Annotated in this window: 12 protein-coding genes; 11 read left to right on the top strand and 1 reads right to left on the bottom strand. The window is 29.0% G+C overall.

Annotated features, from left to right (window positions below; all coding sequences use genetic code 11):
- Window positions 1-80: 80 nt before the first annotated feature.
- From ACLJX0_RS01515 to ACLJX0_RS01505, 3 genes are all read left to right on the top strand, one after another.
- Window positions 81-1,319: a primase-helicase family protein gene (locus tag ACLJX0_RS01515; RefSeq protein ID WP_410877873.1), complete on the top strand. Its 1,239-nt coding sequence runs from the start codon at window positions 81-83 to the stop codon at window positions 1,317-1,319.
- A gap of 202 nt (window positions 1,320-1,521) precedes the next feature.
- Complete coding sequence (locus tag ACLJX0_RS01510; RefSeq protein WP_410877872.1) at window positions 1,522-2,370, top strand: toprim domain-containing protein; 849 nt, start codon at window positions 1,522-1,524, stop codon at window positions 2,368-2,370.
- Window positions 2,371-2,638: 268 nt separating this feature from the next.
- Window positions 2,639-3,244, top strand: a complete 606-nt coding sequence (locus ACLJX0_RS01505) for a BfmA/BtgA family mobilization protein (protein WP_410877871.1) — start codon at window positions 2,639-2,641, stop codon at window positions 3,242-3,244.
- Between the two features lie 25 nt (window positions 3,245-3,269).
- Here the strand turns inward: ACLJX0_RS01505 and ACLJX0_RS01500 are convergent, their stop codons facing one another.
- On the bottom strand, window positions 3,270-3,470 hold the full coding sequence (locus tag ACLJX0_RS01500; RefSeq protein WP_410877870.1) for a hypothetical protein: 201 nt from the start codon (window positions 3,468-3,470) through the stop codon (window positions 3,270-3,272).
- 321 nt (window positions 3,471-3,791) lie between these two features.
- On the opposite strand from ACLJX0_RS01500, the gene ACLJX0_RS01495 reads away from it, so the two are divergent.
- From ACLJX0_RS01495 to ACLJX0_RS01460, 8 genes are all read left to right on the top strand, one after another.
- A complete protein-coding gene (locus ACLJX0_RS01495) occupies window positions 3,792-4,076 on the top strand; it encodes a helix-turn-helix domain-containing protein (RefSeq protein WP_410877869.1) in 285 nt (94 codons plus the stop codon).
- Between the two features lie 103 nt (window positions 4,077-4,179).
- Window positions 4,180-5,634: a DNA (cytosine-5-)-methyltransferase gene (gene dcm, locus ACLJX0_RS01490; RefSeq protein ID WP_410877868.1), complete on the top strand. Its 1,455-nt coding sequence runs from the start codon at window positions 4,180-4,182 to the stop codon at window positions 5,632-5,634.
- A complete protein-coding gene (locus ACLJX0_RS01485) occupies window positions 5,634-6,761 on the top strand; it encodes an HNH endonuclease (protein WP_410877867.1) in 1,128 nt (375 codons plus the stop codon). Before dcm ends, ACLJX0_RS01485 begins: the two co-directional genes overlap by 1 nt.
- A gap of 141 nt (window positions 6,762-6,902) precedes the next feature.
- Complete coding sequence (locus ACLJX0_RS01480; RefSeq protein WP_410877866.1) at window positions 6,903-7,601, top strand: hypothetical protein; 699 nt, start codon at window positions 6,903-6,905, stop codon at window positions 7,599-7,601.
- 39 nt (window positions 7,602-7,640) lie between these two features.
- Entirely contained in the window at window positions 7,641-9,890 is a 2,250-nt protein-coding gene (locus ACLJX0_RS01475) for an AAA family ATPase (RefSeq protein WP_410877865.1), read from the top strand.
- Between the two features lie 4 nt (window positions 9,891-9,894).
- A complete protein-coding gene (locus ACLJX0_RS01470; RefSeq protein ID WP_410877864.1) occupies window positions 9,895-10,479 on the top strand; it encodes a DUF2971 domain-containing protein in 585 nt (194 codons plus the stop codon).
- 7 nt (window positions 10,480-10,486) lie between these two features.
- Window positions 10,487-11,533 (top strand): hypothetical protein, encoded by a 1,047-nt coding sequence (locus ACLJX0_RS01465; protein WP_410877863.1) that lies wholly within the window; start codon window positions 10,487-10,489, stop codon window positions 11,531-11,533.
- A 433-nt stretch (window positions 11,534-11,966) separates the two neighbouring features.
- Entirely contained in the window at window positions 11,967-12,908 is a 942-nt protein-coding gene (locus ACLJX0_RS01460; RefSeq protein ID WP_410877862.1) for a site-specific integrase, read from the top strand.
- Window positions 12,909-13,012 lie beyond the last annotated feature (104 nt).

Raw genomic sequence — 13,012 nt, 5'->3', positions numbered from 1 at the left:
AACGCTTCAGATTACTATTGTCTGATTTTTTAATCAAATCCTTATAGTGCAAATATAAGGATTATAATCTACTATTTATTATGAACTTAGATTCTGCCGAATTTATTCGTGTGGGTACAGCTTATTATGCCATAATCGAACGACCTACGCTCAATAAAACAACTGAAAAAGTTATGCTTCCTTGGAACAAGGAAACTATTATAAATGATTTTGGAAAAGATTTTATTTCTAATATTAAAAAATACTATGGTTTCTGTTGTATCCCTCAACATATAAACTACAGTAGAGAGATAGCTGACTTCTACAACATCTACCACCCTATAGACTACCAAGTACAACGATCTATTGATGACTTGTCTTTCTTAGAAAATAAACTAAAATATACGTTAGATTTTATACGTCACATTTTCGGAGAACAATACCACTTAGGTCTTGACTATTTTAAAATTCTATTAGAATACCCGACTCAGATTTTACCCGTACTTGTATTAGTTTCTAAAGCAAGAGAAACAGGTAAATCAACAATGCTTAAATACCTTCGAAAGGTCTTTTCTTTTAATGCTACTTACATCAATGCAGAATCTTTTGTAAACAACTTTAACTCAGATTTAGATGGTAAATTATTAGTGCTCATTGATGAAGTAGTTACTGATAATCAACAAATCACTGAACGCATCAAGTTTTTAAGTACAGCTGATAGAAATAAAATTGAAAGAAAAGGTAGAGATAAAGAAGAAGTAGAATCTTTTTACAAATTTGTCATGACAAGTAATTTTGAAGATTCGTTCATGAAGATAGACAAAGAAGAAATACGCTTTTGGGTGCGTAAAATTCCACAGATAGAAAAGAACCCAGATTTTTTAGACTTACTTTTTAAAGAAATTCCTGATTTTCTTAATTATTTACACACTATCCCCTACTCAACAACCAAGAAAACTCGTATGTGGTTTACACCTGAACAAATACGCACTGATGCACTTATAAGGCTAATGAATTCAGAAAAAAACAAATTACAAGAGGACGTATTAGAATTACTGAGAGAAATTGCTGAAAGATTTGACGATAAAGTAATCTGTCTCACACCAATGGAAACCTGTGCTATTATAAAAAAACTAAATAAAAGAAGTAATATCGAAGCAAATGATGTCAGAACTATTTTCAAGAATTGGGGTTTTACTCCATCTAGTAATTCGAATAAATACTCGGGATATGACTACCAATCCTATGGAGAAATAACAAGATTAGATAGAAAGGGACGCTATTATGAAATTGAGTTGAGCAAAATATCACATTTTTTTGATGACAATGATGACAGGTAGTGTACTCTATTGAAAATAAATAAGTTATACATCATCAAAACCGTCATCAAAACTGTCATCAAATTTACTTTGATGACAGTTTTAAAAGCAGTTTGATGATTGATGACAATTTGATGACAGCTTATGGATTTAAATATCAATAAGTTACAAGCCTCTGTCATCAATCATCAAAAAATCAGTAAAATTTAAGTCACGTAGAATTATGACATGCAATGAAGCAAAAAAAATAAGTTTAGCGTCTATTTTGGAAAAAATAGGAACTAAAAAAGTCAAACAGAATAATCGGGAAGCTTGGTACTTAAGTCCGTTTCGGAATGAAGCAACAGCATCTTTCAAAGTAGACCTTTTAAAGAATCTTTGGTATGATCACGGAGGAGGAAAAGGCGGAAACGTTTTAGACTTTGTAATGAGATATTATAAGTGTGAATTAAAAGTAGCACTACAGATTTTGGATGATGAATCTCTTTCTTTTCACCAGCCTACTTTTCAAAACGATACTATTGAAAAAGAAAAGAATTACGAAATAAGAGCAATTAAGCCTCTAACGAATACGCAGCTTATCAATTATATACAAAGCAGGGATATCAGTCTTAAAATGGCTAGAAAATACTGTGTAGAACTCCATTATAGCCTTAACGATAAAAAATACTTTGGAATAGGTTTTAAAAACGTGTTAGAAGGTATTGAAATTAGAAATAGATATTTCAAAGGTTGCTTAGGCACTAAAAGTATTACATTAATTGAAAACAACCGTAATCAAGTTATTTTATTTGAAGGTTGGATCGATTTTCTAAGTCTACTTATGCTATATCCCAAAATAGAAAACAGATTTAATTATATTATTTTAAACAGCACTTCTCAAAAGGATACAGTACCTGAATTAGACAGCAATTACGAGAGAATTTATTTGTGTTTTGACAATGATAATACAGGAAATGAAACAACAATTTACTTTCAAAAAAAGTATAAAAATTACACCAAAGACATTCGTTATCTATTCAAAAATCACAAAGACGTGAATGACTATTTAATCAATAAAAATAGGGACTAACAATCATATCTATAGGAATTACTAACGGGTGGGTAATATAAGCAAGAGGGTACTGCGATAAACCGCAGTACATTAGTCAACAACCTGTATACTAAATACTTATAACTAAAAAGAACTTATACAAAAACTATTTTATGTATACAAAAAGGCATAACTATCATTTAATCAATTAGTTTACATACGTATTTTGTATACAAGAATTTATTTTGTAAAAATACTTAAATGAATAAAAACAGGATAAATATTTTAAATTCAACAAATTACACGCATGCAGGATTTTAAAGACACTTCAATTAGGATTAAAGGCTCAACTAAGAACAAATTAGATAAAATTTGCCGAGAATATCAATATAAAAAGATCAACGAATGTGTAGTAGATATGATTGACTTTTTTATTCAAAACGGTTTAAGTCCGAAGTCAAATATCAACCTAAACATTCAATCTAGTATAGACAAAATAAATCGAGATTTTATCAATAGAGATGATAGTTTTCGAAAGTGGTTTGGCGATTTATATCACAAAAAAATTGACCGATTAATGAAGCAAAATGAGACTATTGCTTCTGAAGTAGATGTTCTATTACATATTGCTAAAGACAAACTTCTAAACAAATTGCGAGAGGAAATTGCACAAGAAAAAGCTATTGAAGAAAAAAAAGAGAGTAATCATTCATCCAATATTAACGATGATTACTTTGAAGTATTGCAAAGAAAAGAACTCTTGCTCAAAAAAGAAAAGGAGACTCAAGCCATCCTAAAAATCAAGCTAAAAAACCTGCTTGATAAAGCAGAAAAAAAAACAGGTTTTAGTACTTCATTCGTCATCAAATTAAGCAAGAATGAATACGATGATCTCAAAAAAATCAGCTTATAACCACATCCTCAAAGGATCAATCCACTTATAAATCAGTATAAAATCCTTTTAAAGCATTGATGATTAAATTCTTCATTGGCACACCTTCTTTTGCAGCTTTCATCTTTAGATTCTCTCTTAATGATTTTGGGATATAACAATTTAATGGAACCTCGGATTCTTTGGACAAAGATTCTCTTTTTAAAGACTCTAACTGTCCGAAAGTATCAAATAAATTTTTGGTCATAGTTGTATAAATTTGAATTAATGATCTAATCAAACTAAGTTTTTTTAGCATTGTAATACCATTACACAGCTAAAAACGCCTAGTTACTGTATAATATATTGAAGTAAAAGTTTATTGAAAATTGGAACTCCAAAATCGTTCGTTTTATCACACTAATTTATTCGGGAGATCTACTCTAATAATGACAAGTGCAAATGTAAGAATACAATACTTAAAAATACTCTTTCTTTCACAAGCTAAATTAATTTTATTGCTATTAACCACAATAAGTTTCCTCTTTAAGAAACTTACAGCTAACTTAGTACTCTAAATCACAAGACTATGAAAACATATCCTTTAGATCAGATTATCGATGAACAAATAGGTCCTCTTGGAACACCTAAACGCGACTTGTTTGAGTCGAAAATTCAATTTGAATTAATAGGTGCCAAAATTAAAATCCTCCGAAAACAAAATGGGTTAACTCAAGCTCAACTGGGTGAATTAGTTGGGGTTCAAAAAGCGCAAATATCTAAAATAGAAAAGAGCACCGCTAATGTAAAGATTATTACTGTATTTAAAGTATTGAATGCTTTGGGGGCTAAATTGACTTGGGAGCTTGAATAATTTTGATTATCTATCAAAATACATTTCAGGTATATATTTAAATCTAAATAGATATTTTTAATTAAAATAAATTCCATATTTTTGGACAAAACAATCTAATTACATGGAAAATAAAGTTGGTACATATTTAAGAGAGAGAAGAAATGAGTTAGGGCTTCCATTAAAAACAGTAGCATCAGAAATAAGTATAGACACCTCTACATTATCTAAAATAGAAAAAGGAGAAAGAAAACTACAGATAGAACTAATTGATAAATTATCTGAAGCTTTAAATGTAAAAAAAGATATTCTATTGAATCTTTATTATCAATCTCTCTTAGGAAAAGATTCTAAATTTCACCCTGAAATTAAATCTATATCTAATTTAGTAGAAGAACAATTACTACTCAAATTTAATGAAGATTGGAGAAAAAAAGAGTTTATTAATAAAAAAGCTAAAATAAAATTAGCAACAATGTTCTCTGGTATTGGAGCAATAGAATACGCTTTTAAACGACTAAATTTAGAAACAGAAATATTATTTGCTTGTGATAATGACAAATTTGTTAAACAAAGTTATTTTGCAAATTATGACATTGATGAAAGTAATTGGTACGAGGATGTTCATAATATAAAAGGTTCAAAGTATAAAAATAAAATTGATTTATTAGTTGGAGGAAGCCCTTGTCAATCTTTTTCGATGGTTGGAAAAAGAAAAGGATTTGAAGATACAAGAGGAACATTATTTTATGAATTTGCTAGAGTTGTTAAAGAGAGTCAGCCTAATGTATTTATTTATGAAAATGTTAAAGGATTAATCAATCATGATAATGGTAATACTTTTGAAGTAATAAAGGCCACCTTTGATGATTTAGGTTATAAATATTTCTACCAAGTTCTAAATGCTAAAAACTATGGAATTCCTCAGCATAGAGAGAGAATATTTGTTGTTGGATTTAAAGACAATTCAATCGATTTTACATTTCCTGAGGGAATTGAATTAGAGTGCAAAATGCAAGATTTTTTAGAAGATTATATTGATAGTAAATACTATTTAAAAGAAAAAGGTGTAAAATTTGTAACTAGCTCTAAGAATCGCAATAAAAGATACACTCAAATTAATGGAGATATAGCTCTTTGTCAAAAGGCAAACCAACAATTTAATTGGCATGGTGATTTTGTTTTTGAAGAAAAAGAACAAAAAGAATTTAATGAATTTATCTTTGACGTCAATGAAGTGGAAGAAAAGTACTATTTGTCTCCTAAAACAAAAGACTATGTACTAAGTACAGGTACAAAAACATTTAAAACATCTGTTGAAACTGATTTAGAAATTGCTAGACCATTACTGCAAAGTATGCATAAAATGCACCGCTCTGGTGTAGATAATTATGTTACACATTCGGGTAGAATTAGAAAGCTAACTCCTCGAGAATGTTTAAGATTAATGGGATATCAAGATGATTTCAAACAAGTTGTAAGTGATACTCAATTATATCGACAAGCAGGAAATAGTATTGTTGTTGATGTTTTAATTGCAATACTTAAGCAAATAGATATAACAAAACATGTTAAATAATGGAGGCGTTTCAAAAAATTAAAATTGAAAATACTGAATATTATATAGTAGATTCTATACAAGATTTTAGAGCAGAGGATAGCTTTATCCATAGAACTAATAAATTAGCACAATTTAGAGGTAATGGAGAGTCAAAAAAACATATTGGGACTTATGCAGGTCAAGGAGGGAGAAATTTATCCAACTTCTTTGATTATGATAATTGGGGAACAGAGTATCTTGATGAAGATAAAAATAGAAAAACATTCAATGCTGCTAAAGAGTTCAATGCAGTAGTGTCAGAAGAGAGATGTTTCTTTAGTAAATCTAATCTTTTAAAATATTTAAAAGATGCTCGCAATGAATATATGGCTAAAGAACAAATTTATCATCAAAATATTAGTGACTTTTATGAAGATAGGTTAAATAGTGTCGAAGCTTTAAATGAGGATTATATTTATTTTTCAATTTATGATGCTTCTGATAATTTGACACAGAGGCAAAACAGAGGTTACATAAGATCTGATGATAACATTTGGGCATTATGGAGACAATTAATTTTACCTAAGATTAGTTATTTATCAATTTTAAAATTAGTCCCTTCTAATCCTGAAAATGAAGATCAGACTCCTCGTTTTTATTTTAGAATCTTACTTGACTATCAGTATAGATCTTTCGTACATCCAAATGCTTTAGAGACTGCCCCTCAAGAAGAGGAAGCTGCACAAAAGATTGAGGAAAATAAAAGAAATTATAGAATTGGACAAAATGCATATAGACTTGCTGTGATTGAACATATGGTACAATGTCCTTTTTCAAAGATAAGTGATGAAAGGTTATTAATTGCAAGTCATATTAAACCCTATAATGTATGCATTAAAGAGAACAAAGTGGAAGAAGCAATTGACTATTTGAATGGATTAGCTTTATCTCCAACTTATGATAGATTATTTGATCAAGGGTATATCACATTTACTGATAATGGAGAGTTAATATGTGGCACACAACTCAGTAATTATACCTGGAGTAAACTAAATATTAATCCTACAGCTAGACCAATCTTAAGAATCTTTCCTGAAAATCGAGAAGAATACTTAGAATATCACCGTAGAAATGTATTCTTAGATAATATTGATGATTTAATTTAAAAAATCTTATAACAGCCTTCAACTCGAAGGCTGTTGTTGTTTATACTCAGAATTATATAAGCTTCACATTTTTCTTTTAGTTTCTTATGTTTTGTTTTGATATTTTTACGTTAAAATATATCACTTTACTTAACAAAAAACATGTATAAAAATTTAGACGAATTAATTGAAAAATACAAATCAATTACGAGTAATAACTCTCATTTATCTAATGACATTCAAGAAATCATACAGAGAGGAATAACTTTTCAGTATGATGAAAACGAAACAGATACGGATCTTCTTTTTCTAGGAATGAATCCTTCATTTGGAGGAGATAAAATTGATGGAATATTTCCTTGGACAAAAGAGTTTTCTAAAGATCTAAGTTATTTCAAACCTTTTTTCACTATTGAAGAGCGATTAAAAGAAGTTTATCAAATAGACTTAAAGTGGACTCATTTTGACCTTTTTGTATTCAGAGAAACGAAGCAAGCTCGAATTGAAAAGGTTTTTATGAACAATGAACAAGGTAGAATATTCCTTGCTCAACAACTTGAAGTACTAAAAGAAAGACTATTGCGTACAAAACCAAAAGTAATTGTCGCTAGTAATGCTTTAATAAGAACATTTTTAGGATTGAACAGACACCATGATAAAAATGGAAATGAGGTTGCTATTTGGTTAGGTGATTGGATTGAAACCGAATTTGACAAGAATATCGGAACGCATGTCATCCTTCAACCAGTAGAATTAAAGGGGACTAAGATTTTCTTTACAAGTATGTTAAGTGGTCAGAGAGCCTTAGATTTAGGTACAAGGGAACGTTTAGTATGGCATTTGGCAGAGGTTTTGAAATAGGAAAAATTATTAAGGACACACCTTTAAAAGACTAAGAATATGATAAAATCGATTACTTTAAAAAATATAGCAACCTATGACTATATAAATGGAGTTAAGATAGATAATTTAAAAAAAATAAATTTTATATATGGAACAAATGGATGTGGAAAAACAACTCTATCCAATTTCCTTTTGAATCCTAGTGATGAAAAATATATGAGCTGTTCGATAGAATGGGAGAATGAAACTCATCTTAAAACTTTGGTTTATAACAAAGAATTTAGAAAACGAAATTTTGGTAACGGAAAATTAAACGGTGTTTTTACTCTTGGGCAAGCTACCACAGACCAAATTACGATTATTGAAAATAAAACAGAAGAACTAAAAAAACTAAAAGATGAAGGAGTTAAAAAACGTGATACACAAAATGCTCTAATTCAGAAAAAAGAAGCTTTAGAAAAAAAGTTTACTGAAAATTGTTGGACTAAAATATTTAAAAAATACGACAAAGAATTTAAGGAGGCTTTTATTGGCTCAATGAGATCAGGTGAGTTATTTAAAAGTAGACTATTGGACGAATCTTCAACTAATATAGCTATTTGGGAACCAATAGAAGTATTGCGAGAGAAAGCAAGGACTATTTTTGGATCTGTCCCCCAAGATATCTCTTTAATAAACTTAATCGAATATGATAGGGTAATTGAAATAGAAAATAATTTAATCTGGAAAAAAATAATTGTAGGTAAAGCAGATGTAGATATAGCAAAATTAATTCAGAAACTTAATACTAATGACTGGGTAAATCAAGGAAGAAGTTATATTCAAGAGGATGATAATAGTTGTCCTTTTTGTCAACAACAAACCATTACTAATGATTTCAAGAATCAACTAGAAACTTATTTTGATGAAAACTATTTAAACGATATCAATTCCATTAAAGACTACAAACGTGAATATAACTCACTAACTGAAAATTTGATTAATCAACTTAATGATATTGAGCAAAGAGAAAAGAGTTCTATAGATACAAAGTTAGATGTAGATAAATTTTCAGCTTATCTGAAAACATTGATAAGTCAAATAAGTATTAATAATGAGTTTCTAAATAATAAAATAAAAGAACCTAGTAGAATTGTTGAAATGACACTTTTGAAAGAACAATTCGATTTAATTAAAGGATTAATTTCAAATGCTAATAGTGAAATAGTGAAACACAATGGTATTGTAGCTAATTTTATTACAGAAAAGAAGAATTTAGTCAATTCTGTGTGGAAATTCCTAATTGAAGAATTTAAAGCTGAAATCAATCTTTTTGTTACAAGCAAAAGTGGATTAGAGACAGGTGTAGCAACCTTAGAAGCTCAATTAGTTCAAAAGTTAGCGGAATACAAAGCTTTAGAGCTAGAAGTAAAAGAATTAAGTAAAACCGTTACAAGTATTCAACCCACAATTGATGAAATAAATAGGTTATTATTATCATATGGTTTTACAAATTTCAAAATTGTACCTTCAACGGAACCTGGTTTTTATCAAATTGAAAGAGAAAACGGTGAAATTGCTGAGCATACATTAAGTGAAGGTGAAGTTACATTTATTACTTTTCTATATTATCTTCAACTTACTAAAGGAGGCCATAATGAAGACTCAGTGAATGAAGAACGTATTTTAATTATTGATGATCCTATTTCAAGTTTAGATAGTAACGTATTATTTATCGTAAGTACCTTAATTAAAGAAATTTTAAAAGATATACGTTTAGATAAAGGAAATATAAAACAAGTTATTTTATTAACTCACAATATCTATTTTCATAAAGAAGCTTCATTTGAGGGATTAAATAGAGGTAAAGGAGAAAAAAACAATTATTATATTTTAAGAAAGATAAATTCTATAACTAATATTTTTCCCTTTAATGAAAAGAATCCTATTTCATCTTCATATGAATTACTTTGGAATGAAATAAAAGATTACAATAACAATTCTGGAATAACGGTTCAAAATGCGATGAGGAGGGTTATAGAAAACTACTTTAGTATCCTTGGAAGTAAAAGAGATGATACTCTCCTATCTAAATTTGAGAATCCACAAGAAAAAGAAATATTTAGATCGCTACTTAGTTGGATTAATGAGGGCTCACATACGTTACCTGATGACTTATTTGTTGAACTACCAGATCAATCAATTGAAATTTATTTGAAAGTCTTCAAAGATATTTTTGTGCATACAAATAATATCGGTCATTATGAAATGATGATGGGGATAGAAAGTAACACAAATATCAATCCTACAGAAACTATAATTAACTAATAAAATGGAAAAGGATATATTGTATAAATACAGAAGTATAGATAATCTAAAAAACTTTTTAGATATAATACTAAACAATCGTTTATATGCAGCATATTATAAAGACTTAAATGATCCTCAAGAAGGTCAATATTATTATATAAAAGGAGAATTACAGAAAGAAACTCGAGACAAACTATATAACAATAAAGGAAGTTATAAAATATGCTCTTTATCCAAAACAAGTGACAATCAATTAATGTGGTCACATTATGCCAATGGGCATAAAGGAGTAGCAATTGGTGTAAAAGTTACGGATAAAGCCCCTTCAGTCTTAATAAAAGATATTAATTATTCAGGATTAGCTACTTTAAAAGAACAAGATTACACATCTCAATCTGTTATTGATATACTTAGTCGTAAACTTGAAATTTGGGATTACGAAAAAGAAGTAAGAGTCTTTATACAGAATAAAAGTTTTATTGATGTAGAAGTATATGAAATAATAATTGGAAGTAAAATGTCAGATAATGATAAAGAGTTTATTAAAAAAATTATTGATAAAATAAATCCAATGATTGTTATCACAGATGAAGTAATTCCAATATAAATATATCATGAAAAAAGCCAAAGAAATATTTCAAACCATTATTACTGATATAGACAATATATATAAAAAATTAAATAAGGATGACTCATCTGATAATTTCTTTTCTATGAGTACAAAAGCTTATTATGAAAATCCTTTTACAAAAATATTGTCATTCATTCTTTCTGATAATTGTAAGTCAAAATTTAGAGGAGTTGTGCTCGAAATGTTATTAAATGATGTATGCAATAAAGAAGAAGTTGATTGTCTAAAAGAAACTTGTAGAGTTAAACTAGAACATCAAACGTTAGAAGGTAATCGTATTGACCTGATATTGTTTAATGAAAAAATTGTAGTTGCCATTGAGGTTAAAATTAATCATATATTGAATAATCCTCTTGAAGATTATGAGACAGAAATAAATCGCTATTTTTCAAATGTAGAAAATAAGAAGTTTGTAATATTATCTTATAAAGAAGAAATAGCATCAGGTTTTTGGAAGTTTATATCAATACAAGATACTTTTTCTAATATATTTAATGTGATTAATACTCAAGATAAATCTTTATCCTGGGATTATTATATAATAGATTTTATAAACCATTTTAAAAATAAAGACATCTACACTATGGAACAAGAGGATATGACTTTCGTAGGAAAAAATTTTGTATCAATCTTGAAAGCTAAAGAGATTTTAGATACTTCAATAAAAAATATAGCGAATAAACTTTTTAAAGAAGCTAGTTTAACAAGTATTCTTCCTATCACTAATAACGCATGGGATAAAAATGAAATTGCTATAAGGGCTTACCCATTTGAAAATAAAAATAATGTTACTTTAGTCCTTAGTAGTGACAATAAATTCTACATTTCTGTATATTGTTATATAGAAGAAACTGATAAAAGAGATGAGATATTAACAAATATTGGAAAAGATAAATTTAGTTCTCATGAAGATAAAAAAGATTTTATATGTTATAAATTAAATGATTCGGAAAGACTATCTGATATCAACGAGGCAATAAAATTCACACTCGAACAAATACAAATTATGAAAAATTTCTTTCTCAATTAAACTCACCACATCCGCATCACATAATCCTCTCAATCCATTGTAAATCAACATATTTAAGATATTGTATTGGTAAATAACCTGTCTTTTTAATACTTTTATTTTAAATGCTTTGAAAATCAAATAGTTAAGTGTTAAATGTTTTTGTATGATGTCCTTATTTTCTATATTTAGTACCACATAATAAAAAAGTGTGGTACAAATGTGGTACAAATTGAGTCTCCCTAACCTAATATAGAACATTATAAACATCACACTTAAACAAAGAAAACCGCCTAGTGGTAGAATTAGCCTTCAGATAGAATACTATAAAGGAATTGAGGTTTCCCCAGAAGGTAAAAAAAGACACATCAGAGAATTTGAAAACCTAAAACTCTTCCTCCACGGTGCTCCTAATAGCCCAAAGGAAAGAAAGGAAAACAAAGAAGCGCTTCAAATGGCTGAGAATATACTAGCCATAAGACAAAGCGAGAACCTTAGAGGTAAATACGGAATTAAAAACAAACACAAAGGACAACGTTGCTTCCTAGATTTCTTTCACGAAAAAATGGAAGAGAAATACGAAAGTCCTAAAAACTATGGAAACTGGGCTGCTAGTTTTCTTCACTTAAAAAAATGTATTTCTACTACTTTTACTTTTGACGAAGTAGATGATGAATTCTTAAAAAAAGTCCGACATTACTTTGATACAAAGGCCCTTACTAAAAGTAAACTTCCGCTTTCATTAAACTCAAAATACTCCTATCTCAATAAATTTAGAGCTGCACTTCGATTAGCCTTTGAAGAAGGTTATCTAACGATTAACTATGCTCAAAAGGTAAAGAGTTTTAAACAAGCGGAAAGTCAAAGGGAATACCTAACGTTTAATGAGGTACAACGTCTTGTAAAAACAGATTGTAAATACGAGGTACTTAAACGTGCCTTTTTATTCTCTTGTTTAACTGGTCTTCGCTGGTCGGATATTAATAAACTTGTTTGGTCTGAAGTAAGAGACGAAGATGATGCTTGTAGAGTCATCTATAGACAAGAAAAAACAGAAGGTGTTGAATATCTTTATATCTCCAAACAAGCAAGAGATCTCTTAGGGGAAAGAGAATCACTGAATCAACTCGTTTTTACTAATCTTAAATATTCTGCTATTTACAATAATGAAATTGTCCGTTGGTGTAACCGAGCGGGTATTCACAAGCATATTACCTTCCATAGCGCGAGACATACCAATGCGGTACTCCTCTTAGAGAATGGAGCTGATATTTACACGGTTTCCAAGCGTTTAGGACATCGAGAAATTAGAACGACTCAAATCTACGCCAAGATCATTGATAGTAAAATGAAAGAAGCCTCTGAGCTTATTCCAGAACTTAAGTTTGGGTTTTAAATGGAAGTTTAATTACAGATTATAATTACACTAAAGCCAAGTGGTACTTGAAAGTACACTTGGCTTTAGTTTTATCCTAGTGTTTAATTCATAACGCTTTATTC

It is taken from the genome of Myroides sp. DW712 (assembly GCF_046557355.1).
In the GTDB taxonomy this organism is placed as follows: Bacteria; Bacteroidota; Bacteroidia; order Flavobacteriales; family Flavobacteriaceae; genus Flavobacterium.
Note: the sequence above shows the minus strand (reverse complement) of the source record. Positions and strands in the feature narration are given on the sequence as shown.

Excerpts from the sequence above, each read along its gene's own strand:
- ACLJX0_RS01515 (WP_410877873.1), top strand. The coding sequence starts at position 81 with ATGAACTTAGATTCTGCCGAATTTATTCGTGTGGGTACAGCTTATTAT.
- ACLJX0_RS01510 (WP_410877872.1), top strand. The coding sequence starts at position 1,522 with ATGACATGCAATGAAGCAAAAAAAATAAGTTTAGCGTCTATTTTGGAA.
- ACLJX0_RS01505 (WP_410877871.1), top strand. The coding sequence starts at position 2,639 with ATGCAGGATTTTAAAGACACTTCAATTAGGATTAAAGGCTCAACTAAG.
- ACLJX0_RS01500 (WP_410877870.1), bottom strand. The coding sequence starts at position 3,470 with ATGACCAAAAATTTATTTGATACTTTCGGACAGTTAGAGTCTTTAAAA.
- ACLJX0_RS01495 (WP_410877869.1), top strand. The coding sequence starts at position 3,792 with ATGAAAACATATCCTTTAGATCAGATTATCGATGAACAAATAGGTCCT.
- dcm (WP_410877868.1), top strand. The coding sequence starts at position 4,180 with ATGGAAAATAAAGTTGGTACATATTTAAGAGAGAGAAGAAATGAGTTA.
- ACLJX0_RS01485 (WP_410877867.1), top strand. The coding sequence starts at position 5,634 with ATGGAGGCGTTTCAAAAAATTAAAATTGAAAATACTGAATATTATATA.
- ACLJX0_RS01480 (WP_410877866.1), top strand. The coding sequence starts at position 6,903 with ATGTATAAAAATTTAGACGAATTAATTGAAAAATACAAATCAATTACG.
- ACLJX0_RS01475 (WP_410877865.1), top strand. The coding sequence starts at position 7,641 with ATGATAAAATCGATTACTTTAAAAAATATAGCAACCTATGACTATATA.
- ACLJX0_RS01470 (WP_410877864.1), top strand. The coding sequence starts at position 9,895 with ATGGAAAAGGATATATTGTATAAATACAGAAGTATAGATAATCTAAAA.
- ACLJX0_RS01465 (WP_410877863.1), top strand. The coding sequence starts at position 10,487 with ATGAAAAAAGCCAAAGAAATATTTCAAACCATTATTACTGATATAGAC.
- ACLJX0_RS01460 (WP_410877862.1), top strand. The coding sequence starts at position 11,967 with ATGGCTGAGAATATACTAGCCATAAGACAAAGCGAGAACCTTAGAGGT.